The organism is Niallia sp. 03133 (assembly GCF_052663225.1).
In genome coordinates, this window is record NZ_JBQTCY010000005.1 from 299814 (window position 1) to 324937 (window position 25124).

Consider the following 25124-nt stretch of genomic DNA (forward strand, 5'->3'; position numbering starts at 1 on the left):
GAGTTTCCAAGTTCTTTTTCTCTTAATGTTTTAATTTATCTTCTGCTTTTCTTTACTGTAGACAATGATTTTGTATTTATCATCTTTGATGATTTTTTTTGCATCTTCTGATTCTAAGAACTCCTTAATTGTATTTTCAATTTTTATTCCAAGTTGTTTACTTTCAGGATTAGACGATGAAATAGTGGTTTTTATATATAATGTCATAGGCTGTGGATTCGCTGAGTATGAATAGCCTTTTACATGATATTCCTTTTTACTGTATAATCCTTCAATAATTGTATTAAAAATTCCGCCCCATCTTTCCTCTTGCTCCCTTATTTTTAAATTAAATGTTTTAAACTCCAATTTGTAATCTTTGTTTGTAGTCTTTGCTATTATATTCCTAGCTAATTCTTTTATTTCATCAGGATTTTTCTCTGTATTAGGTAAACCGATTATAATCTTTAATTCCCCAGAATCTAAAAATTCTATTTGGATGTCAATATCATGATAGTTACGTTTTACAAATTCATCTTGTAAAGTCTTATTGACTTTTGTGGCTTCACCATATAGGTTTTTTGTTCCTGAACTTAGTTTTTCTTCTCGATTTGGTTTACTTTGTACCACTTTAACTGCGTAACCATCATACTTGTTTGCCTTTAAAGCCTGTAATGCAATATTTTCAATACCCTTTTGTACATCTTGAAAATACTGTTTTGAACCTTCAACTTCGATTTTTATTTCTTTTCCTCCACTAATACCAGCAATTTTATAACCTTCATTTTTTAATTTTTCAATAATAATTATTGTAATAGGTTTTGAGTTCAAAATTTTATTTAAATAAGGAATCTTTGATACAACCTCTGCCATTACGGGAGAAACAAAAGCTGAACCGATAAATAAACTAAATAAAAGAACCAACGCAATTCCAGAATAAACCAACCTACCAGTCAGACTTCTTTTATTGTTATTTTTAAATTTGATTAAGTTCTTATTACTCCCATTAATCTCAAGATTTTCTATACCCATTAAAATTCTATTTTTCAATTCTTGTTTTTGTTTTGTCTTCCACAAAAAATCAGAATCTAACTTTTTTAAGGAATAGTCAAATTCAGTATCTTCGTATTGCCTTTTCATCCCAATTTCCCTCCTTTATTAATTGTTCTTTCAAAGCAGGGATTGCTCTAAAGAGTGTCGATTTGACTTTACTCTCAGACCATCCTAGTATCTTAGCTGTATCCTCTATAGAAAAGCCTTTTATTTTTCTTAATACTATCACCTTTCTATATGTATCTTTGAGTTCTTCCAATGCCTGATAAAGTTCAAATGATTCTTCCTTTATCTGAAATATTTCTTCTGGCAAAGGAATGCGTTTTTTTTGTAAATGAAATAACTCTTTAAAAAACATGGCTGGTTTCCGCTTCCTTAAAAAATCAACTGTAAGATTGTGGGCAATACTAAAGAGCCATGTTTTTTCACTGGAATGATGTTTAAATGAATCATAATATAAATACGCTTTTACAAAGGTATCCTGTGTTAAATCCTCCGCTTGCTGATAATCCTTTACCATAAGTAAAATAAAGGTAAGCACAGATTTACTATGTTGGTCATACCAATCTGCGATTTCATCTTTTTTATACTTCGACAAATTTTCTTCCTCCTTTCTTGAAAGTTCAATACTTAGACGTATAAGCTAACTAAAAGTTGTGATTTTGAAAAAATTTTATTTAAAACTCCAATTTAAAGTATAGCACCTGTCAATAGAATTATTTCGCACGTAAAAACTATCTCAATTGACAGGTTTTTCAAAGGAATCACACGGTATAAATATTTAACAGGAGTGTGGGAGTGAAACACTAGTTTTACCAAAAACCCCTTGTAAAGAGGACTTTTTGGTTTGATTAAACTTATTGTTTCAATAGTTGCTATAAGTCTTTAGTACCTTTAGGATAATGTTTTGAATTTGTTCACACCTCAAAAGTATGTTATTTAAGAGGATTTTCTTATGTTTCATACGTGGAATATTTAATAGGGATTGCGTGGTTAAATGTTTTGTCCATTATGTATAAAATCTTTCTTTTATTCTAGACTGCAATAATCAATAACCAAGTCACTTAACTGATTAAATTCTAGGAAACCAATTTCATCAACCCATTTTTTTCTTGCATAATAGGTTGACCCATATATTTCTTTAGTCATTGTATCTCCAATAAAATTTCTTATTGCATTAAATCCTATAATTGATTCAACTCTATTTATCTTCCGATTCAATAACCAATCATAAGAAAGATTCATGATATTTAACCTTGATTCACTAAAAGAAATTTGCTCCAATACTCTTTGAGTAATTAATTTAAAGAAATTAACGGTTAATACATCAATTGCTTTCCTATCAGAGTATATTTCCTGTATGTTTTTATATGATGGACTAATTTCCATTCTTAATACCCCTTCTGCCCTTGAAATAATATCCTCTGGCTGTTTATTTACCTTGCATTCCTTCTGTTTATCATAAAACATAATTCTACTACTCTTATTTTTGTAAATTACTGTTTCACTTTGATTAATACAGTTTGTACTTTTGTAAGGTAACCTCTTTGTACCTAAATATTTTATGTAATCGCTTACCTTGTTTCCTACTTTAAAGTTCCAACAAACGTCAACTCTTTGTACAATCCATTTTGACCTTTCCACAACAATTCCTAATAATACCTTTAATCTCTGCTCAAACCTTTCCCAAAAAGACTTTATGTCACCTTTATTAATTACACTAATATTTTCTCCATATAGAAATTTGGGAATAGATAGTTGGATTATTAAGCTTTTGGTATTGGAGTAATAAACTATGTATGGAAATTCTTCATGTTTCAATATGTATCGGTCATTCAATACGCCTGTTTCACTATCATAATATGTGGTTGTTTTTACATTACCTATGTTTCTAAATGTTTCTTTCTCAATATGTATATCTGCTAACCTCATTCTTACTGTATCAAACAAGTAGATGCTCCTTTCCTTTCTTAAATTCAATAAAGTTTTCTGTATGTTATAAGAAATCATACTACTTATGCTACCTCAATTTCTTTTACCGGCTTTTCTTTTGTTTCACTTTGTTTAACTGATTCACTCTTAGGAAGTAAGTCTAAAACAATGGTTGAAAGCTTATCTAAAAACAACTCAAAATTTGTTTCCTTTTTCATTTGGTAACACCCCCTTTTGTAACTTGTAAACACATTGTAGCATATTAGTAGCATATTTTCAATAGTATGCTACTTTTATACTTGACTTATATGCTACCTATATGCTACAATTCAATTACATCATTAAAGGAGTGAGAAAAAAATGAATGAAACTAGCTTTGGGCAAGAATTGAAAAAGCTAAGAAAACATGTTGGTATTCCATCGAAAGAATTATCACAAAAAGTAGGGAAAGCAGTAACTTATGTATCTCAATTGGAACGGGAATTAATTAAAAATCCTTCATATGATACATGTTTACAGATATTGTTAGAACTAGGTTTAAATAAGGAAAATGCCGAAAGAATGTTAAATTTTTATGGAATACAGTCAAAGGAGGAAAAGCAAGCTGAATTAGAATTAGCTGTAAAACTAGATAAAGAACTGTCATGGAAAATCAATTCTGGTTATTACAGTAAAAAATTTGAGCAAATTGAAAGGAAAAGGAAATTATTTTTACAATTAGTTGATAATCATTTAGAAACGCTTGGGCGTTATGATAATTCAAGAGCAGACATGATTCTTAGCAATCTTATAGAACTACTGAAAAGCGAAGAAAAAGCCGATTTACTTTTTACACTTTTTGAAAACGACTTTTCTAAATTCAATTATATGGAAATGCAATTAATTTTCTCGAATACAATGAAAGATTGCAAAAAGCTAATGACGGAAAAAATAATTAATTCATTTGAGGAGGAATGATACATATGAAAACAAAAGTAGCATTATATGTACGAGTTTCTACAGAAGACCAAGCAGAAAACGGTTATTCTATTGAAGCACAACTTAATACTTTAAGAAATCATTGTGAAATGTTAGGGAAAACAATCGTTGAAGAATATATTGATAAAGGTATTAGTGGTAAATCAATTAATGGAAGAAATGGACTAAAAAGACTATTAGAGGATGCCAAAAAGGGGAAATTTAACGAAGTTATTGTTTGGAAAATATCACGCTTAGCACGAAATACAATCGACTTATTAAAGATTGTTGAAGAATTACATAAAAATAATGTTATATTTCGCTCTTATAGCGAAAATTTTGAAACAGAAACCCCAATGGGGAAATTTGCTTTACAAATGATGGGGGCAGTTGCCGAACTAGAAAGAAACACAATTGTAGACAATGTAAAATTAGGTATGACCCAAAGAGCCAAAGAAGGAAAATGGAATGGGGGAAGTATGCTAGGTTATGCTTCTAAAGATAAAGAATTGATAATTATTGAAGAAGAAGCTAACCTTGTTAGATATATCTTTGATTTATATATAAGTGGCAAAGGGTATAAAGCAATTGCAAATACATTAAATCACGAAGGTTACAAAACAAAACGTAATAAAGCATTCTCAATAAATTCTGTAAGAACAATTATTACTAATCCTTGTTACGCTGGATTTATCCGATTTAATCAAGTTGAGAATTGGAATGAAAAAAGAAGAAAAGGAACAAATAAAACCCCTGTCATTGTTAAAGGTGAACATAAACCTATTATTAGCGAAGATATTTGGGAAAAAACTAAATCCATATTAATTCAGAAATCACATAAACCTGCTAAAACATTTACTGGTACTTTCCCATTAACAACATTGTTAAGATGCCAATATTGTGGACAGGGAATGATAGGACACAAATCCAAGAAAAACAAGAATGGTAATGAATACATTCGTTATTATCAATGTGGAAATTTCCATTATAAGGGTAGCAGTGTATGTAAATCGCATTTAGTAAATGCTGATATTGCCGAAGAATATGTTTTTAAAAAAATTGAAGAACTAACATCTAAACCCTCTGTATTAAAAGAAATTGTAGGGAGAGTTAATAAAGAAATCAAAAGTCATAAAGAGCCAATACAAAACAACCTAAATTACATAAACAAATCAATTCGTGATAATGAAAAGAGTATTCAAAAATTAATGACTATCATTGAAACAAAAGATTCCTTTCCAAAGGTCATATTAAAAAGATTGGAAGAACTAGAGATAAAACAAAATGAACTATTAGAGCAGAAGAAATATTTAGAATTTGAACTAAATAAACCTACAATTAAGGAAATCTCCTTTGAGCAAGTTTCTAATGTGTTAAGTGCATTTTCTAAAATATTACCTACTCTACCCCCAGAACAACAAAAGGATTTCCTACACTCCATTATTAATAAGATTACTGTCAATAAAGGTAATTCCCCTAGTAAAAGAAACATCAAAGATATTGAATTATTCTTTGATGTTTCTTCTTCAACAAACTATGTGCTTACTTATGATACGGTTCCCCCCGATTAATCCGAAACGCCCGATACACCTGCTCCACCAATATCAACCTCATCAACTGATGCGGAAAGGTCATTTTGCTAAAAGAAAGTTTATCATTTGCCCGGTTTAGCACTTCGTCGCTTAGTCCGAGGGATCCGCCAATTATAAAGGCTATTTTGCTTTTTCCGTATGTAGCGAGTTTGTCCAATGTATCTGCCAGCTCTTCGGAGGATTTTTGTTTTCCTTCGATGGCTAGGGCGATGACATGAGCATCCAGTGCAACTTTTGCTAGGATTCTTTCACCCTCTTTTTTCTTCACTTGTTCCATTTCGGCATCACTTAAAATCTCTGGTGCTTTTTCGTCAGGAACCTCGATAATTTCTATTTTAGAATAGCTTGAAAGCCGTTTCGTGTATTCCTCTATTCCTTGTTTTAAATATTTCTCTTTTAACTTTCCAACAGTTATTATTGAGATATTCACATGTATTCCTCACTTTACGAACAACATATCCACAAAACTTATCCACATATCCACATTTTTAATCCACATATAGTGGGCGATCACTTGTTTGCCACCATATATATTGCAGTATTTTTACAATATTCACAGGTTGTTGATAACTTTTTATCCTCTGGAATTTTCTCTAGAATCGGAAATGTTTCATGCTCATTTACGACTGTATCTATTGCTATATCTATATGTTCTTCACAACTATAAATCATTTTTCTGCTCCTTTTTTCATGGCAATGTTTTCATTTTTCTATTTATTCTGTGGATAACGTTATTTTCTTCTATTATTCCACTTATCCACACTTCATCTTATCATTCTAGATAAAAACTTCAACTATTCCATGAAAAAATTCTTATATAATCGCCAGTATTCCCGTTTCATACTTTTTTAAAAATTATTATAAAGTTCAACTAACCATCAGTGGGGTCTTCATCCCCCACTGATGGTTAGTTGAACTTATCGGACCTTTACGGGAAGTTATCCCCCACCTAGCTTCTTCGATTCCTCAGCATCCCCGAGGTTGGGGTTTTACTGCCCGTTAAGAGTGGGATAAAACCGAAAAAACCAGGAAGGCGATTTTCCTTCCTGGTTCAACATTACATCTTATCTTCCGTAAGCTTTAATTCTGTCGTTTGCAGCTTTCCTTCACGATAATATTTAATTGTTAATGTGTCACCAATTTTTTTCTTTTCATAAAGATGCTTGCGCAAATCAATTAAGTCGCCCATTTTTTGTCCGTCCAACTCTACAATAACGTCTAATTCCTTTAAGCCGGCTTTTTGTGCAGGGGAATTACGGGTTACATCTTTAATTGCTATTCCAGTAGTCACATCATCCGGCAGCTTTAATGCTTCTTTTTGATAATAGCCTGGAATATCACTGACGGATTGAAGTTCTACTCCCATATATGGTCTTTTTACTTCCCCATATTGCTCTAAATCCGAGATGATTGGTTCTGCCGAATTAATGGGAATGGCAAGTCCAATGCCTTCTACGGAGGATTGGGCAATTTTCATGCTATTAATGCCGATAAGCTGTCCTGCTATATTAACAAGTGCACCGCCGCTGTTTCCTGGGTTAATGGCTGCATCCGTTTGAATAACCTCTGACTGCCAATCCTCTACACCATCTTGATTAATATCTACAGGAATGGTTCGCTGCAATCCTGACACAATTCCTTGTGTAACAGAACCGGAGAACGTAATGCCAAGAGGATTGCCGATTGCAATAACGGGTTCGCCTGTTTTTAACGCGTCAGAATCGCCAAATTCTGCTGTATTGCTGACCTCTTTTGCACTTACTTCAACAACCGCTAGATCTGTCCATACATCGCTCCCAACAAGCTTTGCACTTATTTTTTTCCCATCTGCCAATGTTACTTCCAACTCTGAAGCACCCTCGACTACATGGTTGTTTGTCACAATAAAAGCTTTTTCGCCGCTTTTTTTATAAATGACTCCCGATCCTGTCCCTGCTTCTTGTGCACTTGTATCTTCCCAAAAGTTTGATGACTGTAAATTACTGATGCCGACTACTGCACCAGCTGATTTTTCCACCGCCTTTGTAACATCTGTATCCACATCTAAGGAAACATTTTTTGTTCCATTTTCAGTAGTTGTAATGGTATCATCTACTTTATCCTCCCCATATGGAAGGATGCCGTAAGCTGATAATGTAGGAATTAATAAAAGTACAAGCAGTGCTCCTATAATGGCGCCAATCAGTCCGGTAAAGAAATAGCCGCCCCTGCGTTTTACTGGTTTTTCCCTTCGATTGTCATCATCGTAATCACTAAATGGCATTCACATCATTCCTTTCTGTCTAACTATCTTATCTCCTAGTATGTCCTTTCAACGGAATAAGTTCTTTACTATTTTTCCTTTTTTTATTAAAAATAAACAGGAATATAGCATGTCTCCCTTTTTCAATAATAAAAGACGAAAGGATGCTATCCAATCGTCTCGGTTGATGTGTTATTAAACTTAAATAGCGGTCAATATCGTTGGAATTTTCGGGTCTGTATCATATAAGGACAGCCCATCATGAAGGACAATTCCCTTTCCTTCCAATGTCTGTGACACAGACATTCTTGCCAAATCTTTTATATTGTTATCTTGGCTAAGATGAGCTAAATAAATGCGTTTTGTCCGATCGCCGATTACTTCGCTCATGGCGATGGCCGCATCTTCATTGGATACATGTCCAACATCGCTTAATATCCGTCTTTTAATATTCCATGGGTATCTTCCCATTCGCAGCATTTGTACATCGTGATTGCTTTCAAATACATAGGAATCCGCATTTCGGATGATGCCTTTCATCCGGTCGCTCACATATCCTGTATCTGTTACAAGGACAAGTTTTTTTTCTCCTTCATGAAAAATATAAAACATCGGCTCTGCAGCATCATGCGATACACCAAATGATTCAATAGAAAGATCTCCAAATGATTTTACGGTTTCCATATCGAAATGGAATTTCTGTTCCAACGGAATTTCTCCGATTAAAGGATTCATGGCTTCCCAGGTTTTTTCATTTGCGTATATAGGCAATTTATATTTACGAGCAACAATTCCAACCCCTTTAATATGGTCGCTGTGCTCATGGGTTACTAAAAGTCCTGTTAACTTATCCATTTTCCGGTCAATTTGCTGAAATAATAGCTCCATTTGCTTGCCGCTTAATCCAGCATCGACTAAAAATGAATATTCCCCACTTTCCACATAAATTGCATTTCCCGTACTCCCACTAGCGAGAACACTAAAATGCATTTCTCTCACTCCAATTTGCTTTCTTCATTAATCGATGAATAAATTTGACTGTCTGATTCAAATGCTTTAATAAATAGGTTTTCCCCGCTATTTACAATAACCCGCCATGTCGGTGACAGCAGTTGTGTAGAAGAAAACTGCTGAGAATAATATCCCATCTCTACATTCTTTATTTCTGCTTCTGATTTAATATAAGTATTTTTAAACAGTAGATAAATGGCATCAACAGGCCGGGTCAGCGTTTCTTGCTTTTCTACTTCCTTAAAACCCTCCAGAAATGTCTGCTGATAGGAAACCACTTTATTTTGTTCATTTAAATGAAAAGTCAATTTTCCATTAACATTTTGATACAGTATTTTCCCATCATATATCTGATAAAACGTAATCGTATTGCCTGTTTTCTCCCAAAAACGGTATTGGTCACCATGCCATATATGTTTTTGAATAAACGCAGTTAAATCCTCTGGTTTAAAAGTACCTTTCAGTGCTAAAGGTTTTTCCAATTCAGACTTCAATATATTGCTTTCCGAAATACTGACCGTTTGTCCTTTTAAAATTTCTTTTTCCAGCTGTTTCACTTCATCATAGCTGAATGTTTTCGATTTGGCTGATATATAGTGACCCTTTTTCAACTCTTTTGGAAACTTGCTCGCATCGTACGTAATACCCCAATAAGCTAATGTATTTTCGACAGGTTCTTCTTCCCTATTAGTTGTAGATTGAGATTTTTTTATATCTGTATATTCATAAATCAAGTAGATATCAAGAACAAAAAAAGCAATAATAAAAATGGTTTTTATTTTACTCCAATCCAATTTCTTTGCCTCCTACATTGCTTGATTTCCACTGATACCATCCATCGTTATATTTATAATACCAGCAAGGTATCAAATTAACGAGGGATTGGGATTCGACTACCATTTCATATCCAATAACAATATCCTGCAGCTTTTCTTTTTTATAATCTTTTATGCTTTTCTCTAGGCCAAGTCGAACCTCTTCTCCTGTTATTAACGTGGTTTCAGAAGAATCAATCTGTGCGTCAAATGGATCTATATTGCTTGTCATAAAGTTTTTCACATCATTGTTTGCCCATATTACTTGAATTTCTGATACTTTATTATCTAAATTAAAAACAGGATATCCAGCAGGATTATATAATCGAAACAATACTTTATGCATGCTTTCACTTTTGCCGATATAGCGATATTGGCTTATCCAGCCGCCATGCTGATTCACGTAGTTAATACTATTTTGAATCAATTGATTATTCATTGTTTCACTTGTCTGCATTCCAGATGGCTTTAAGTAAGAAACCACATGTGTATCTTTATCAATCCGCAATAAACCTGTATCATCGGTAAATTCTTCCCGATTGGCAACCAAACTTTTCTGCACGAGACTAGGATATCTGAAAAGAGCTCTTTTTAATTTAGAAGAATCAATGGTTTTATATAAATATTTATAATTTTCCACTACCGTTTCATTTATCGGCAAATAAAGAATATTATTGGTTGAAACTATATAGGGAAAATACGGAGCATAAACCGTATTCTCTTCCGTCACATGGTTGGTGATTTTTTTTATACCATTAATTTGAGATGCGGATACAGTGCTGCTATATACCTTGCCACTTGCTCTTGAAACAAAATAAACGAGTCCCTCTTTATTAGAAGAGAGATCATATGAAATAAGAATAGTATCAAAATCAAAAATATTGTTTTCTTTTATATTTAAAAAACTTTTATATAAACTAAATGGTACATCTGCAGGAAATCGAATCTCCATACTATGACTTTGTTCTCGGATAAAGGAGGATGCTGAAGAAATATTTAATTTTTTTATGTTTTTAAAATCCCATTTTTTAATCGTATTAACTGTATCATTTATTTCTTTTGAAGACATCGTACCATAATGCTGTCCATTTAAGTGCTGGTACATTTTATCTGGTACAACAATATCATAGTCTTGCTTTAACAAACCTATTTTCTCCGGCTCAATTGTAGGTGATTTATCTAATTTCTCGTAATTTCCTTGGTGTGTCCATAGTACATAGTATAAGCATATGCTTATTAGCACAAGAATCGATAAGATAACTGTTTTTATGCTTTCATAAGTCATACCCAATCATCATCCTCTTCAGATTGAATATACGGAAGAGTAAAAGATACCTTTGTTCCCTTTCCTTCTTTACTCGTTGCCCATATTTTTCCTCCGTGCGCTTCGACCATTTCTTTTGCAATAGCAAGTCCAAGGCCTGTACCGCCAAGCTTTCGAGTTCTTGCTTTATCCACTCGATAAAATCGCTCAAATATTTTTTCTAAATTCTCTTTTGGAATCCCAACACCATTGTCGGAAACACTGACAATTAGCTGCTTCTCTTGTTCTTTAAGCGAGAAGGTTACTTTTCCTCCTTCTGGAGAGTATTTAAGCGCATTTGAAATAATATTATCCAAAACTTGTGTTAATTTATCTTCATCAATTTCAACAAAAGCAGTATGTTTTGGAAGCTTTCGTTCAAACGTGACATTTTGCTCTTTCGTCAGTTCAAAACGGTCAATAATGCGATTATAGAATACAATAAAATCCAACAGCTCCTTATTTAACTGATAATCTCTACTATCTAATTTAGACAATTGAAGAAGATCATTCACTAAACGGATCATTCTTTCTGTTTCATTTTGTGTTACTTCTAAAAAATTAGGAGCTAATCCTTCATCCTTCCATGCACCTTCTGCTAATGCTTCCACGTAGCTTCTCATTGTTGTTAATGGTGTGCGAAGTTCATGAGATACATTTGCAACAAATTCTTTTCTTTCCATATCAATTTTTTCCTGCTCTGTAATATCATGCAGCACTGTAATAAGACCATTAACAAAGCCTGTTTCCTTCTGGATGACAGATATATTCGCTCGGAGAATATATGGTTCATAATGGGTGCTGTAATCTAAAATGACGGATTCTCTTTCCTCCAGCAGTTCTTCAAACGTATACTTTTCTTCTAATCCTAGCAGCTTAATAATAGATTCAGATAACACTGTTTCACGTGAAACATCCAGCATTTTTGATGCAGGTTCATTTATCAAGATAATTCTTCCTCGTCTATCTGTTGCAATTACACCATCTGTCATATAAGAAAGAACAGAGGAGAGCTTTCTCCGTTCACTTTCCGTTGTAGCCTGGGACTCTTGCAGTTTTTTCGTTAAATTATTAAAGGTGATTGCCAGCTGTCCAATTTCATCAAAGCCATATACTTTAACTTTCCTGGAAAAATTCCCTTTTGATAATGCAAAAGCATGTTTTTGCATATCTGAAATCGGCCTTGTTATAGTTCTTGCCAGCAGCACACCTAAAATAGCAGTTACTACTAATGTGATGACCGTACCTCTTTGGAATATTTCATTGATTTCACCCATTGAGTCATATACTGTTTCAATCTTTCCAACTAAATAGATCGCACCTATCGTTTCTCCTCCTTGAGGTTTAATAGGTGTGATGTAGATGGAAATTCTTTTGTTATCCTCATCTGCCGTTTGTGTAGGTTCAGGAGGAGTGGCGGAAGAATTGGATAAGGCTTGTCTTACTGGTACATCCACCATTTTTTGTCCTACCAAGTCTTGATTTTCTGGATCAGATGTACCGATAATAATGGAATTACGATCAAGCACTCTAATTTCTTGAATATCACTCGAATCATTATCGTCACTTAAAAGTCTTTTTACATCATCCTCTAATGTCGGATCCCCATTTTCAACAGAACGCTCTTTGGAAAATTGCTCTTCTAAAGAAATCGATAAAATATTCATTTTATCTTTAATGGATGTTTCAAAGTTTTCCTTTAATGTATTTTCTAATGATCCTACAAAATAAACACCAATTATTTGAATCGAAATGAGAATAAGAAGTACGATGATTATTACGAGCTTTAAATGAATCGATCGAAAAAAACTAACTTTCTTCATCACTTTCTGATTACTCCTGTTCAGGATTTCTTAAATAGTAGCCTACACCCCGTCTAGTTACAATCCATGTAGGATGACTAGGGTTGTCTTCTATTTTTTCTCTTAGCCTTCTTACTGTTACATCCACTGTTCTCACATCACCATAATAATCATAGCCCCATACTGTCTGCAATAAATGTTCACGTGTCATGACTTGTCCAATATGTTTCGCTAAATAATGAAGCAGTTCAAACTCGCGGTGTGTCAGTTCAATCATTTCCCCTCTTTTTGACACAATATAAGCATCCGGGTGAATAATTAAAGAACCTACTTCTATTTCATTTGTTTCATTTTCTTCCTCTAAAGAGGATGGTACTTGTTGATGTCTGCGTAAATTAGCTTTAACACGTGCGATTAATTCTCTCGTACTAAACGGCTTCGTTACATAATCGTCTGCTCCAAGCTCAAGTCCAAGTACTTTATCAATTTCGGAATCTTTTGCGGTCAGCATGATAATTGGCATTTCGTATTTTTTTCTTATCTCTCTGCAAACTTCCATTCCGTCCCTTTGTGGAAGCATGATATCAAGCAAAACTAAATCCGGCTGTATTTCTTCTACTTTTTCAATGGCTGCATTCCCATCATAAGCACAATAAACTTCAAAACCCTCTTTTTTTAAATTAAATTGTAGTATATCTGCAATCGGTTTCTCGTCATCTACAACTAGAATCTTTTTATTCATGCCATTTTGCTCCTTTATATTAAATATATCTATTTTACTATGTTTATTATTGTTACCTGCTACTGTCTACTTTACCATTTTATATTTACATATTCACTTTTTTTCCTATTAATCATCAGCCTGCTTATTTCAGCCTATTTTTTATCGAATTCATAGGCGAAGTGAAAACAAAAAAAGCCACAAAATAGAGGCAACTGAAAAAGTGTTTTATTAGATAAATTATAGGTAAAATACTTGAATTTAGTATGATAAAAATGATGTAGGGAATTTGAAGACACCCCCATAATGTTGGTTAGGAGAGGCATCCGCACGACTCCTGCTTAGATTAGCGCAAAAGGCGAGACCCCAATGTAGCGTCGCTACGAGGATGCTCGGTCCTCGCCCCGCGGAAAGCGTGTGGTAAGCCTCGAAAATCGAACGAAAACCCCTGGGCTGCTTGGATTGTCACTATCTATATTTTACAGCATTCACTTTTTCAGTGGCCTCCAAAAATATGGGGGCTTTTTTTATACAACTCTCCAATTAGAAAGTTTCCTGAAGTCTATAAATGCTTTCTTTTCTCAATAACAGCCTGCAAAGAATGCTTCTTGTGAAAATTAAGTTCTATTTACTCCTAAATTTGGAAATATTCATTTATCTACAACTTAAAACCCTCAAAATTGAGGGTTTTTATAAGTTATTTTTTCTTTTGTTTATGCTTTAATCCGATCTATTAGTAAAACTTATTTTTCACTTTAAACTGGATGATTGTTCTATCATAGAGTAATGGAACATTTTTGTAAAATAAAACGATTAGCAAGGCTTCAGTATTTTATTTCTTCTGCCTATTATCATTGAATTAAATTTTGATGCTTCTCTATTATTATATCCAACTTATTAACTCTATCATATGATTATTCAAAAAATGCTTTTGTCTTAATTTTGTAATCAAATTGTATACATACAGCAAAAATCGCTGCATGCAAGAAAAGCGCAAGCGCCCTTGCTCATCGACAGAATAAGACTGGACTGAATCGAGTGAGATAAAGGAAATACGAAGAACGTAGTGATTCGATGTTGACTACGCAAGCGAGGTGAGGGAAGCGTTGAAGTCGATAGGGTGCTTGCGCTAGACACTTGTCAGACTTCAGAAAACTTATACTTTCTTTCTCTTCAAAAAAAAAACAACTATGAATCATCATAATCGTTTTTAGGAGTGGCTCAGGACGGAATCGAACCGCCGACACAAGGATTTTCAGTCCTTTGCTCTACCGACTGAGCTACTGAGCCATCATAATATTTTTTCTTTTTAATTGTTCTGCCTTTAACCTTCAACCTGATTTTTTCTTCGATGTTTTCTCATGAAGCTAAAAAATCAATTCGCTGATGTTTCGCTTCTTGGGTCGTGCCCTACCCACTAAGCTACTGAACCATATTATTATTTTATCTTTTTAAGAAAAAAAATATATGTAAAATATGCTTGGTGCATATCGGAAAAAATATGGCGGTCCGGACGGGACTCGAACCCGCGACCTCCTGCGTGACAGGCAGGCATTCTAACCAACTGAACTACCGGACCAAATTTTTAAAGTGACCCATACGGGATTCGAACCCGTGTTACCGCCGTGAAAGGGCGGTGTCTTAACCGCTTGACCAATGGGCCATAATAAAAATGGTGAGCCATGGAGGATTCGAACCTCCGACCCTCTGATTAAAAGTCAGATGCTCTACCAACTGAGCTAATGGCTCGTTTTTTTCTTACAAACATGTCATTTGCGACGCTTTTTATATTATCATAGATTTTAAATAAAAAGCAATACCTTTTTTCATTTTTTTATAAAAATTTCAATATTTATTTTTTGGATTGGCAATTGTGCGAAATGCTGCTTCCAATTCACATAAAATAAACTTCCATCGTGGGGGCCTTACTGCCCGTTAAGAGTGGGATAAAAAATGTCTAAATAAGGGATATATGCCCCTTATTTAGACTCTATCAACTTGATTAGTTTTGTCTCCAAGGACTATGAACTACGTTTGTTTGTGAACGGTCTGGTCCAACAGAGAAAATAGAAAGTGGAATTCCAGTAAGCTGTGCTACTCTTTCTAAGTAATGACGAGCATTTGCTGGAAGATCGCTTAATGATTTACAGCCAGTTATATCTTCTGTCCATCCTGGAAGCTCTTCATACACAGGCTCGCATTGTGCAAGTGCTTTTAAGCTTGCAGGAAACTCTTCAATTACTTCCCCGTTATACTTATATGCTACACAAATTCTTAATGTTTCAATACCCGTTAAAACATCAATGGAGTTTAAAGAAAGATCTGTTATTCCGCTAACTCTGCGTGCGTGACGAACAACAACGCTGTCAAACCAGCCAACACGTCTTGGTCTGCCTGTAGTTGTCCCATATTCACGACCAACCTCACGAATTTGATTCCCAATTTCATTATCTAATTCCGTTGGGAAAGGTCCGTCTCCCACTCGTGTTGTATAAGCTTTTGATACTCCCACCACATGCTTGATTTTTGATGGACCAACACCTGAACCAATTGTTACTCCGCCAGCGACTGGGTTGGAAGATGTAACAAATGGATACGTACCTTGGTCGATATCTAGCATAACACCTTGTGCACCTTCAAAAAGGACACGACGGCCATCATCTAATGCATCATTTAATACAACAGATGTATCACAAACATACTTTTTAATTTGTTGACCATATTCATAGTACTCATCCAGTATGTCTTCTATTTTAAAGCCTTCTGTTTCATAAATGCGTTCTAATAGACGGTTTTTCTCTAATAAGTTGCGAGCTAGCTTTTCTTCAAAAACTTCTCTGTCTAATAGGTCTGCCATACGAATACCGATTCTTGCAGCTTTGTCCATGTACGCCGGTCCAATTCCTTTTTTCGTCGTACCGATTTTATTGGCGCCTTTGCTTTCTTCTTCCACTTCATCTAATTTTAAGTGATATGGCAAGATAACATGCGCACGATTGCTAATTCTAAGATTATCTGTTGTCACTCCACGATCATGCAAGTATTTTAATTCAGTAATAATTGCTTTAGGGTCAACAACCATGCCATTGCCCACTACACAAATTTTATCACTATAAAAAATCCCTGATGGAATTAAATGCAATTTATATGTTTCACCATTAAACTTGATTGTATGTCCGGCATTATTTCCGCCTTGGTAACGTGCGATCATTTCTGCATTTTCAGATAAAAAATCTGTAATTTTACCTTTTCCTTCGTCTCCCCACTGTGTTCCTACCACCACTACTGATGACATTATCCGAGCACCTCCAAAGGTTACTATCATATTTTATATGCTTAATCAAACATTCCTATTTTATCAATACTTTTAGGGGAAAGTCAACAAAACACGAACAATCAAAATAAAAAATATATTTTATGTTCGTGAATGCTCTATTGGAATAGTGATATACTCGATGCAGCATGTAGATTATATACTATTTGCAAACTTTTCAGTCAACTAAAGTTTTTGTTTGGACATACAAAGAGGAAGCTCTACAGCTATTTCAACAAAACTTCCTCTATGCTTTCGCTTTAACTACGCCCCTGGTGGTATGCCCGCATCATCAAAACGCCGTTCCAAGTTAACAAACTTATTGTATTCTTTCACAAATGCCAGCTGCACCGTGCCGGTCGGACCATTACGCTGCTTGGCAATTATTATTTCAATAATATTTTTGCTTTCCGATTCTTTATCATAATAATCATCACGATATAAAAACGCAACAATATCTGCATCCTGCTCAATACTTCCTGATTCCCGGATATCTGACATCATTGGACGTTTATCTTGACGCTGCTCCACGCCGCGGGAAAGCTGTGATAAAGCGATGACAGGGACTTGCAGTTCCCGGGCAAGGGCTTTTAAGGAACGGGAAATTTCCGAAACTTCCTGTTGTCTATTTTCTCCCGATCTGCCGCTCCCTAAAATTAACTGCAAGTAATCGATTAATATCATCCCCAACCCATGCTCTTGTTTTAATCGGCGGCATTTCGAACGTATATCGTTAATTTTAACCCCAGGAGTATCATCAATAAAAATACCTGCGTTTGATAAACTCCCCATAGCCATCGTTAGTTTGCCCCAATCCTCATCGGTTAATGAGCCTGTACGAAGACGTTGTGCGTCAATATTTCCTTCTGCACAAAGCATACGCATAACAAGCTGCTCAGCCCCCATCTCTAAACTGAATATCGCTACATTTTCCTGTGTTTTTACAGCTACATTTTGGGCAATATTTAAGGCAAATGCTGTTTTACCAACAGAAGGTCTGGCCCCAACAATGATAAGATCATTTCGCTGAAATCCTGCTGTCATCTTGTCAAGCTCTTCAAAGCCTGTTGCAATACCCGTAATATCCCCACTGCGATTATGCATTTCCTCAATATTATCGTATGTGCGGACCAATACATCTTTTATATTATGAAAAGCCCCGGCATTCTTCCGCTGGGCTACCTCTAATATGCTCTTTTCTGCTTCGCCGAGCAGAACTTCCACTTCGTCTTCCCGGGTAAATCCATCCTGCGCGATTCCAGTTGCAGTACGAATTAATCTGCGAAGCAAAGATTTTTCTTCTACGATTTTTGCGTAATATTCAATATTGGCAGCAGTCGGGACAGAACCAGCAAGCTCACTTAAATAGCTGACTCCTCCTGTATCCTCCAAGTTGTTTCCTGCGGCCAATTCTTCTGTTACTGTTATTAAATCCACTGCTTTCCCTTGATCATTAAGCTTCAGCATGACAGAGAAGATGCGCTGATGTGATCCTCGGTAAAAATCTTCCGGTATAAGGATTTCAGAAGCCATTGTTAAACTTTGCGGCTCTAAAAAGATGGCTCCGAGAACAGCTTGTTCAGCTTCAATATTTTGCGGTGGAACTCGATCTGTTAATAATTCACTCATCCTAGAAAACCTCCTTTTATAGGAAAAGGACAATCTATTTTTGCAGCATTATATTATTCATGGCTATATCAGAAAAGCGCAAGTGTATTAGCCCAAAGATAAGAAAGTATAAGATTTCTGAAGTCTGACGGGTGTCTAGCTCCAGCGCCCTATCGACTTCAACGCTTCCCTCACCTCGCTTGCGTAGTCAACATCGAATCGCTACGCTCTTCGTGTTTCCTTTATCTCACTCGATTCAGTCCAGCTTATTCTGTCGATGAAAAAGGGCGCTTGCGCTTTTCTTAATCGACATGGATACTTACACTTCAACATTTTCCATAACTAGTTTTTTTATCATTTCCTAAGCAATGAAAAAATGTGACCAGTTTTACCTGCATCACATTTTTTCGGAACTATTCTATTTTAACATTATTATGAAGAAAGTGAACTTCCAATATTAGCTTAATTCTTTTACATGTACATTAAGCGTTGCAGTTACTTCTTGGTGAAGCTTAACAGGAACCTTTGTATAGCCTAATGAACGAATAGCATCTGATAATTCAATTTTGCGTTTATCCAGCTTAATTTGGTGTTTTTTATTTAATTCCTCTGCAATTTGTTTGCTTGTAATGGAACCAAATAATCTTCCGCCTTCACCGGATTTTGCAGATAGTTCAACTGTAATTTTCTCTATTGTTTCTTTTAATTGCTTAGCTTCATTTAACTCTTCAACTGCTAATTTTTCTTCTTTTTTCTTTTGGGCATTTAATGTGCTGACTGCACTTGTATTTGCTTCTACTGCCAGCCCTTGCTTCAGCAGAAAATTATTTGCGTATCCATCCGCAACATTTTTAACTTCTCCTTTTTTTCCTTTTCCTTTAACATCTTTTAGAAAAATTACTTTCATTCCGATTTTCTCCCTTCAAAGTATTCATCAATAGCATGCTCGAGCCTTGATAACACTTCTTCTATTGTCGTATTGGACAGCTGTGTTGCCGCATTTGTTAAATGACCGCCGCCCTCCAGACTTTCCATAATTAATTGTACATTTATATCCCCTAATGAACGGGCGCTGATGCCTATAAGCCCATCTCCACGATAGGAGATAACAAAGCTCGCGATAATTCCGTCCATTGTAAGTAATGTATCTGCTGTTTGAGCTATTAATACACCGTCGTACACTTCATTATTTTGAGCATTCGCAATAGCAATACCAGGTTTGTAGAACTTTACACTTTGTATTAATTTAGCCCTTTTTACATAGTTTTCAATATCTTCTTTTAAAAACTTTTGTACAAGGACTGTATCGGCTCCCTGCCCTCTTAAATAGGATGCCGCATCAAATGTTCGTGCGCCAGTCCGCAGCGTAAAGCTTTTCGTATCTACAATAATGCCTGCTAATAACGCCGTTGCTTCTAACATTTCAATTTTAACATTTTTCGGCTGATATTCTAGCAATTCGGTCACCAGTTCTGCAGTAGATGATGCATAAGGCTCCATATAAACAAGCAGTGGATTTTCAATAAACTCTTCCGCTCTTCTATGATGGTCTATTACAACAACATGTTCAATTTTATGAAGCAATCTTTCATCAATAACCAACGAAGGCTTATGTGTGTCAACAATTACAAGCAACGTATCTTCCGTCGCCATTTCCAGCGCCTGTTCTGGGGTAATAAACTTTTTAAATAACGTTTCTTGTTTTTTTATTTCCTCAACAAGACGTTTTACCCCATTATCAATCTCTTGAAAGTTTACAACAATAAATCCCTCTTTTTGATTCATCTGTGCAACTTTTTGAATCCCAATAGCAGCACCTATTGCATCCATATCAGGGTTTTTATGCCCCATGACAATTACCTTGTCACTATCTAAAATTAATTCCTTCAGCGCATGTGATATAACCCTTGCTCTAACCCTAGTACGTTTTTCAACGGGATTTGTCTTGCCTCCATAAAACTTTACTTTTCCATTTGTTTGCTTAAGCGCAACTTGGTCTCCGCCTCTTCCTAAGGCTAAATCAAGACTGGATTGGGCAATAGTCCCCAGCTCAGGCAATGAGGAAACACCTGAGCCGACGCCTATGCTTAATGTTAATGGAACGTTTTGTTTTGATGTCATTTCTCTTACATCATCTAATATAGTGAACTTTCCCTTTTCAAGGTTTTGCAGAATATGTTCATTAAAAATCGCGATAAACCGGTCAGAAGATATTCTTTTTAATAGAACACCATTATCTGTTGCCCATTTATTTAATACGGATGTCACACTGTTATTCAAGCTGCTTCTTGTTTGATCATCCATTCCCTGGGTTAAATCATCATAATTATCTAGGAAAATAATAGCAATAGCTGTTCTTTCATCTTCATATAATTTCTCAATTTCTGTTTGCTCTGTTACATCAAAGAAATAAAGAAGACGTTCTTCTCTTTTATGAATGACACGAAATTTACGTTCATGCAGCGTAATAATCTCTGTTTCTACTTCTTGCTTTATTAATGGTATAACAGATGCAGCTACATCATATAATGATCTTCCTACAAGGGTATCCTCAGTAAAACAAGATGCTAAAAAGGGATTTGTCCACTCGATATAATACTCATCATTTATCAGCATGATCCCTATTGGCATTTCCATTAACGCCTCTTCCCCTACCTTTTTTACACGGTAGGAAAGGGTGGTTATATATTCCTCAGTATCTTTCCTTTGTTGTATATCCATTCTTAAAATAAAGTAAAAGGGAATAACAGAGAATACTAACCCTAATAAGGAAAAAAGCCAATTATAATAGGAGAGGATACCAAGAAGGATCATTGTAATTCCAATTAAACAAATTAATGGATACCTAATTGATCCTTTTTCTAAAAACGCAGGCAATATTTTCAACTCCTAATAAAATATCATTTTCGTTACTTAACTTGTTTCCGATAGAAAAACCTTCTAAAATCTGTTCCTAAATCAATGATCCCTAATACTCTTAATAGAAAAGAAAGGGAAGGATTTAGAAACATAAAAATCGATGCAATGATAGCAATGCCCTTTGGCACATTATATTGGAAGCATAGGAAGTAAAGAAAGGATATGCCTTGTAAAGCAACCAATAATTGCAGTATGTAAAAAATATTAACAAATACAGTATAAACAATGGTATCTGTTTGCATGGGGATTAGAAAAGAAACTCCTATTACTACTAAAAAAATCCATAGTATGTAACGAGGCAATTTCCATAATCTAATAGGCTGCCAAGGCTCTGCTTGTATGCCGAATCGCTTAATAAGCGGAACAGACAATGCTTGAATAGCTAGTATATTCAATATCGAACCTATCATCATAATGCTTGGGAAGATTAGTTTAAGCATTTTGACAGCATTATTTAATTGGGAAATTACTTCTTTTGAAGCATTCTGATTAATTATTTTTATAAAGGATTCACTTTGTGCAACTGCTTCCTTCAGTAATTGAAACGTTTCCTCCACATAATCTACTTGAAAAAAGAAGACAGAAATCCAATAGAATAAAACAAGATTGATAAAAAATGCTAAAGATGCAACTAAAACCATTTGAACTCTGCTTTTATTGCTTATCATATAATCCCCTAAAATAATCCCCGTTATGCCATATATTACGGTTAAGGGAATAGCATAAACGGAACCTACAATTAAAGAAAGAAAAATCGAAGCAATCAAAAAAAGACCAGTTGCTTTTCTATTAAATCTTCCTCTAAATAAAATAAAAGGCACTGCTAAGAAAAAATTTGCTACATTATTAAGAATCGGAATATATAGGGTAATAAGGAGCAATATAGCGTAAATAGATAATAGTACTGCACCTTCCGTTATTATTCTAGTTTTCCTCATTTCCACCTTCCCCTCTGCTATATAAACATTCTACTATCTTATCGCTCTGCATTCAATCTTTCCTTATCTGAAAGCTCTTATGCCGCTATCTAACCTTTTTTCAAGTCAAGCAGAGTTTACTGTTAGTGGAATTTTAATAAAAAAACACTCATTTTTTAAAAATGAGTGTTTTTTGCTGTTTTATTATTCACCAGTTACATATGGTAGTAAAGCCATAGTACGTGCACGTTTAATAGCAATCGTTAATTTACGTTGATATTTAGCACTTGTACCAGTTACACGACGAGGTAAAATTTTACCACGCTCTGAAATGAATTTTTTAAGAAGATCTACATCTTTGTAGTCGATGTTTGTAATGCCGTTAGCAGTAAAGAAACAAACTTTACGGCGTTTAGCACGTCCACCTCTGCGTCCGCCCATTGCCATGAGATTTCCCTCCTTCTTATTTTAGAATTTTAGAATGGCAGATCATCATCTGAAATATCGATTTGACCGCTATTTGCAAATGGATCTTCGTCCACTCGTGTATAATCTTGGTTGTTTCGGTTATTTTGAGGTCGCTGATTCTGATAATTATTGGCTCCAAAAGGATTATCCTGCTCTCTTGGAGCACCATAATTCATGTTGTCATTTCTATTATTTCCAGAACTGTTTCTAGGTTCAAGGAATTGTACACTTTCCGCTTGAACTTCTGTAACATAGACTCGTTTACCGTCTTGTCCTTCATAGCTGCGGGTTTGAATTCTCCCGTCTACTCCTGCTAAACTTCCTTTTTTCAAGAAATTAGCAACATTTTCAGCCGGCTTTCTCCAAATAACACAGTTAATGAAATCTGCTTCCCTTTCTCCTTGCTGATTCGTAAAAGTACGGTTCACTGCAAGTGTAAAAGATGCAACAGCCACTCCATTAGGTGTATATCGCAGCTCCGGATCCTTTGTTAAACGGCCAACAAGAACTACACGATTCATCATCAGTCTCAACTCCCTTCTTACTTGCGCGTTTCACGTGAAACACATCAAAAATTTATTTATAATAATTATTTAGCTTCTTCTTTAATTACGATGTGGCGAATGATATCTTCGCTGATTTTTGCTAAACGAGAAAATTCTTCAACAGCTACTGGTGCAGCGTTCGCTTTTACTAGTTGGTAATATCCGTCACGGAAATCATTGATTTCATATGCAAGACGACGTTTACCCCACTCTTTCGCTTCAGCTACTTCCGCTCCATTATCAGTAAGGATCCCGTTAAAACGCTCAACTAGAGCTTTTTTCGCTTCATCTTCAATATTTGGACGGATGATGTACATAATTTCGTACTTTTTCATCACTTTCACCTCCTTTTGGTCTAAACGGCCCGCTTTGGGCAAGGAGCAATTAAACATTACTCACAATGAAAAATTATATCATATAACATTTAGAATAGCAATGACACATAGTGATTATAACAACATTTTTATTGGAAAGAAGAAGGACATGCCCACATTTCTTTTTTAGACGTTGGGGACCATGAGTCTCTGTAATAGTTTTGTGTCTACGCAAATTTCTTATTTATGATGACATTAGATGCAATAATTTCCCTATAATCTACTAATAAACAATCCAAAATAAAATCCCAGGATTTAGTTAAGGCATATGTTCTAGCTTCCATTCCCATCTTTAAACGTTCCTCATCATTAATTAGGAAATAATTGATAGCATGGATAAAATCATCTGCATTTTCTTTTTTGCATATTATCCCAGTTTTGTTATCCTCCACTATCTCTGCTACGCCACCTTCGTCAGCCACAATGGCAGGGGTCCCACATGCTAGGGATTCTAATACTACGTTTCCAAATGTTTCTGTATAAGAAGGATAAACAAAAAGGTCGGCACCTGCATAAATTCTCGCCAATTCTTCTCCTCTAATATAACCAGTCATCGTAATATTTTTTTGAGCAATGGATTTTTCTTTCCATTCTTTCATATTTGGTCCATCCCCCGCCATTAACCAGTGAATATTTTGATTGATCTTAACTGGCATTTTCTCGATAATAGCAGATAATGTTTTTAAATCTTTTTCTGGAGCCAATCTGCCTACGTATAAAAGTATATATTTTTCTTTTATATGATACTTGTTTTTTATATAATCTCTTGCATTTTTTATTGGCTTAAATTGCTGACAATCTATGCCTCTTCCCCAAATTTTTAAAGAATCAAATCCTTGTGATTGTAATTTTTCCAACGTTTCTTTACTGGGCACAAATATTCTTTCTGTAGAATGGTGGAACCACTTTAAATACTTCCAAAGTAAAGGAGTTAACCAGGCAGCTCGATAATATTTGAGATATTGGTCAAAATGTGTATGATAGGAAGAAACAACCGGAATATTTAATTTTTTCGCAGCAAATAAACCATATAGCCCCATCATATAAGGTGTGGCAAGATGGATAAGATCAGGCTTGAATTTCTGCAGATTATTTTCTATTTTTCTAGGACTAACAATGACTGTTCGACACTCAGGATAGAGAAAAAGTGGAAGGCTGGGAAATTGATTAATGGTAGGATATGTAGAAGATTCATTGGTAACAGGAGAGTATATTTGGTATGATATTTCATGTTTTTCAAAATGATTAGTCAACCTTTTTAACGTCTGTGCCACTCCGTTCACTTGTGGAAAATAAGTGTCTGAAAAAATGGCGATTTTCAAAAGCATCGCTCCCTTCATTTATCACAAACCTTTATCCCTTAAAATGTACCACGTCTATACTAAAGAAATATAAATTAAATGTAAAAAATAAGAAAAGAGCAGGACGCTTTGGTCATTGCCGTATGAACTGGCCGATTTAGTTCACAGAAAGGGAAAATCGACTAATTGTGCAGCGTCCTGTTGCAACGTCGATGCTAGACATTCATCTAAATTAAAAAAGTTGCCCACTTTCATCAAATGGGCAACTTTTC

General features: G+C 35.0%; 23 protein-coding genes and 4 tRNA genes. 2 read left to right on the top strand and 25 right to left on the bottom strand.

The genetic code is table 11. The features are described from left to right. Window positions 1–30: 30 nt before the first annotated feature. The 4 genes from ACTYBU_RS09610 to ACTYBU_RS09625 form a co-directional block, all read right to left on the bottom strand. Window positions 31–1119 carry a DUF4030 domain-containing protein gene (locus ACTYBU_RS09610; protein ID WP_445489205.1) on the bottom strand — a complete coding sequence of 363 codons (1089 nt, stop codon included), beginning with the start codon at window positions 1117–1119 and terminating at the stop codon, window positions 31–33. After that, window positions 1094–1630, bottom strand: coding sequence for an RNA polymerase sigma factor (locus ACTYBU_RS09615; RefSeq protein WP_445489207.1), 537 nt, complete (start codon window positions 1628–1630; stop codon window positions 1094–1096). The genes ACTYBU_RS09610 and ACTYBU_RS09615 overlap by 26 nt, the downstream gene beginning before the upstream one ends. Before the next feature lie 431 nt (window positions 1631–2061). After that, entirely contained in the window at window positions 2062–2982 is a 921-nt protein-coding gene (locus ACTYBU_RS09620; RefSeq protein ID WP_445489209.1) for a hypothetical protein, read from the bottom strand. A 65-nt stretch (window positions 2983–3047) separates the two neighbouring features. After that, window positions 3048–3182 carry a hypothetical protein gene (locus ACTYBU_RS09625; protein WP_445489210.1) on the bottom strand — a complete coding sequence of 45 codons (135 nt, stop codon included), beginning with the start codon at window positions 3180–3182 and terminating at the stop codon, window positions 3048–3050. A 142-nt stretch (window positions 3183–3324) separates the two neighbouring features. On the opposite strand from ACTYBU_RS09625, the gene ACTYBU_RS09630 reads away from it, so the two are divergent. Continuing rightward, on the top strand, window positions 3325–3921 hold the full coding sequence (locus tag ACTYBU_RS09630) for a helix-turn-helix domain-containing protein (protein WP_445489212.1): 597 nt from the start codon (window positions 3325–3327) through the stop codon (window positions 3919–3921). Window positions 3922–3926: 5 nt separating this feature from the next. Next, window positions 3927–5492 (top strand): recombinase family protein, encoded by a 1566-nt coding sequence (locus tag ACTYBU_RS09635; protein WP_445489213.1) that lies wholly within the window; start codon window positions 3927–3929, stop codon window positions 5490–5492. Here the strand turns inward: ACTYBU_RS09635 and rlmH are convergent. The 21 genes from rlmH to ACTYBU_RS09740 all read right to left on the bottom strand — a co-directional run bounded on the left by rlmH (window position 5464) and on the right by ACTYBU_RS09740 (window position 24873). Next, window positions 5464–5943 carry a 23S rRNA (pseudouridine(1915)-N(3))-methyltransferase RlmH gene (rlmH, locus tag ACTYBU_RS09640; RefSeq protein WP_445489214.1) on the bottom strand — a complete coding sequence of 160 codons (480 nt, stop codon included), beginning with the start codon at window positions 5941–5943 and terminating at the stop codon, window positions 5464–5466. The genes ACTYBU_RS09635 and rlmH overlap by 29 nt on opposite strands. Before the next feature lie 80 nt (window positions 5944–6023). Beyond that, window positions 6024–6185 (bottom strand): CxxH/CxxC protein, encoded by a 162-nt coding sequence (locus tag ACTYBU_RS09645; RefSeq protein ID WP_445489216.1) that lies wholly within the window; start codon window positions 6183–6185, stop codon window positions 6024–6026. 385 nt (window positions 6186–6570) lie between these two features. Continuing rightward, window positions 6571–7776 carry a S1C family serine protease gene (locus ACTYBU_RS09650; RefSeq protein ID WP_445489217.1) on the bottom strand — a complete coding sequence of 402 codons (1206 nt, stop codon included), beginning with the start codon at window positions 7774–7776 and terminating at the stop codon, window positions 6571–6573. 180 nt (window positions 7777–7956) lie between these two features. Further along, complete coding sequence (locus ACTYBU_RS09655; protein ID WP_445489219.1) at window positions 7957–8745, bottom strand: MBL fold metallo-hydrolase; 789 nt, start codon at window positions 8743–8745, stop codon at window positions 7957–7959. Between the two features lie 5 nt (window positions 8746–8750). Next, window positions 8751–9560, bottom strand: coding sequence for a two-component system regulatory protein YycI (locus tag ACTYBU_RS09660; RefSeq protein WP_445489220.1), 810 nt, complete (start codon window positions 9558–9560; stop codon window positions 8751–8753). Continuing rightward, a complete protein-coding gene (locus ACTYBU_RS09665) occupies window positions 9547–10866 on the bottom strand; it encodes a YycH family regulatory protein (protein WP_445489221.1) in 1320 nt (439 codons plus the stop codon). Before ACTYBU_RS09665 ends, ACTYBU_RS09660 begins: the two co-directional genes overlap by 14 nt. Next, a complete protein-coding gene (gene walK / locus ACTYBU_RS09670; RefSeq protein WP_445489288.1) occupies window positions 10863–12707 on the bottom strand; it encodes a cell wall metabolism sensor histidine kinase WalK in 1845 nt (614 codons plus the stop codon). Before walK ends, ACTYBU_RS09665 begins: the two co-directional genes overlap by 4 nt. A gap of 10 nt (window positions 12708–12717) precedes the next feature. After that, window positions 12718–13428 (bottom strand): response regulator YycF, encoded by a 711-nt coding sequence (gene yycF, locus ACTYBU_RS09675; protein WP_445489223.1) that lies wholly within the window; start codon window positions 13426–13428, stop codon window positions 12718–12720. 1196 nt (window positions 13429–14624) lie between these two features. Next, window positions 14625–14697, bottom strand: a tRNA-Phe gene (locus ACTYBU_RS09680). Between the two features lie 212 nt (window positions 14698–14909). Further along, a tRNA-Asp gene (locus ACTYBU_RS09685) sits at window positions 14910–14986 on the bottom strand. Window positions 14987–14998: 12 nt separating this feature from the next. Beyond that, window positions 14999–15070, bottom strand: a tRNA-Glu gene (locus tag ACTYBU_RS09690). Window positions 15071–15080: 10 nt separating this feature from the next. Beyond that, window positions 15081–15156 (bottom strand) — tRNA-Lys (locus tag ACTYBU_RS09695). A 253-nt stretch (window positions 15157–15409) separates the two neighbouring features. Next, window positions 15410–16702, bottom strand: coding sequence for an adenylosuccinate synthase (locus tag ACTYBU_RS09700; protein ID WP_445489225.1), 1293 nt, complete (start codon window positions 16700–16702; stop codon window positions 15410–15412). A 282-nt stretch (window positions 16703–16984) separates the two neighbouring features. Further along, the gene (gene dnaB, locus ACTYBU_RS09705; protein ID WP_445489227.1) at window positions 16985–18349 is read right to left on the bottom strand and encodes a replicative DNA helicase; all 1365 of its coding nucleotides are present in this window, start codon (window positions 18347–18349) and stop codon (window positions 16985–16987) included. Window positions 18350–18785: 436 nt separating this feature from the next. Beyond that, window positions 18786–19235 (bottom strand): 50S ribosomal protein L9, encoded by a 450-nt coding sequence (rplI, locus tag ACTYBU_RS09710; protein WP_445489229.1) that lies wholly within the window; start codon window positions 19233–19235, stop codon window positions 18786–18788. Next, window positions 19232–21205 (bottom strand): DHH family phosphoesterase, encoded by a 1974-nt coding sequence (locus ACTYBU_RS09715; protein WP_445489230.1) that lies wholly within the window; start codon window positions 21203–21205, stop codon window positions 19232–19234. Before ACTYBU_RS09715 ends, rplI begins: the two co-directional genes overlap by 4 nt. A gap of 32 nt (window positions 21206–21237) precedes the next feature. After that, a complete protein-coding gene (locus ACTYBU_RS09720) occupies window positions 21238–22185 on the bottom strand; it encodes a YybS family protein (RefSeq protein WP_445489231.1) in 948 nt (315 codons plus the stop codon). A 183-nt stretch (window positions 22186–22368) separates the two neighbouring features. Beyond that, a complete protein-coding gene (gene rpsR / locus ACTYBU_RS09725) occupies window positions 22369–22605 on the bottom strand; it encodes a 30S ribosomal protein S18 (RefSeq protein WP_445489290.1) in 237 nt (78 codons plus the stop codon). Between the two features lie 35 nt (window positions 22606–22640). After that, window positions 22641–23156 (bottom strand): single-stranded DNA-binding protein, encoded by a 516-nt coding sequence (gene ssb, locus ACTYBU_RS09730; RefSeq protein ID WP_445489233.1) that lies wholly within the window; start codon window positions 23154–23156, stop codon window positions 22641–22643. Between the two features lie 65 nt (window positions 23157–23221). Further along, complete coding sequence (rpsF, locus tag ACTYBU_RS09735; RefSeq protein ID WP_445489234.1) at window positions 23222–23512, bottom strand: 30S ribosomal protein S6; 291 nt, start codon at window positions 23510–23512, stop codon at window positions 23222–23224. 206 nt (window positions 23513–23718) lie between these two features. Continuing rightward, on the bottom strand, window positions 23719–24873 hold the full coding sequence (locus ACTYBU_RS09740; RefSeq protein ID WP_445489235.1) for a glycosyltransferase family 4 protein: 1155 nt from the start codon (window positions 24871–24873) through the stop codon (window positions 23719–23721). Window positions 24874–25124 lie beyond the last annotated feature (251 nt).

Coding starts and splice junctions, on each gene's coding strand:
- rplI (WP_445489229.1), bottom strand. CDS start 19,235: ATGAAAGTAATTTTTCTAAAAGATGTTAAAGGAAAAGGAAAAAAAGGA.
- ACTYBU_RS09655 (WP_445489219.1), bottom strand. CDS start 8,745: ATGCATTTTAGTGTTCTCGCTAGTGGGAGTACGGGAAATGCAATTTAT.
- rpsF (WP_445489234.1), bottom strand. CDS start 23,512: ATGAAAAAGTACGAAATTATGTACATCATCCGTCCAAATATTGAAGAT.
- ACTYBU_RS09610 (WP_445489205.1), bottom strand. CDS start 1,119: ATGAAAAGGCAATACGAAGATACTGAATTTGACTATTCCTTAAAAAAG.
- yycF (WP_445489223.1), bottom strand. CDS start 13,428: ATGAATAAAAAGATTCTAGTTGTAGATGACGAGAAACCGATTGCAGAT.
- ACTYBU_RS09645 (WP_445489216.1), bottom strand. CDS start 6,185: ATGATTTATAGTTGTGAAGAACATATAGATATAGCAATAGATACAGTC.
- ssb (WP_445489233.1), bottom strand. CDS start 23,156: ATGATGAATCGTGTAGTTCTTGTTGGCCGTTTAACAAAGGATCCGGAG.
- ACTYBU_RS09625 (WP_445489210.1), bottom strand. CDS start 3,182: ATGAAAAAGGAAACAAATTTTGAGTTGTTTTTAGATAAGCTTTCAACC.
- walK (WP_445489288.1), bottom strand. CDS start 12,707: ATGAAGAAAGTTAGTTTTTTTCGATCGATTCATTTAAAGCTCGTAATA.
- ACTYBU_RS09720 (WP_445489231.1), bottom strand. CDS start 22,185: ATGAGGAAAACTAGAATAATAACGGAAGGTGCAGTACTATTATCTATT.
- ACTYBU_RS09665 (WP_445489221.1), bottom strand. CDS start 10,866: ATGACTTATGAAAGCATAAAAACAGTTATCTTATCGATTCTTGTGCTA.
- rpsR (WP_445489290.1), bottom strand. CDS start 22,605: ATGGGCGGACGCAGAGGTGGACGTGCTAAACGCCGTAAAGTTTGTTTC.
- dnaB (WP_445489227.1), bottom strand. CDS start 18,349: ATGAGTGAATTATTAACAGATCGAGTTCCACCGCAAAATATTGAAGCT.
- ACTYBU_RS09635 (WP_445489213.1), top strand. CDS start 3,927: ATGAAAACAAAAGTAGCATTATATGTACGAGTTTCTACAGAAGACCAA.
- ACTYBU_RS09700 (WP_445489225.1), bottom strand. CDS start 16,702: ATGTCATCAGTAGTGGTGGTAGGAACACAGTGGGGAGACGAAGGAAAA.
- ACTYBU_RS09650 (WP_445489217.1), bottom strand. CDS start 7,776: ATGCCATTTAGTGATTACGATGATGACAATCGAAGGGAAAAACCAGTA.
- ACTYBU_RS09630 (WP_445489212.1), top strand. CDS start 3,325: ATGAATGAAACTAGCTTTGGGCAAGAATTGAAAAAGCTAAGAAAACAT.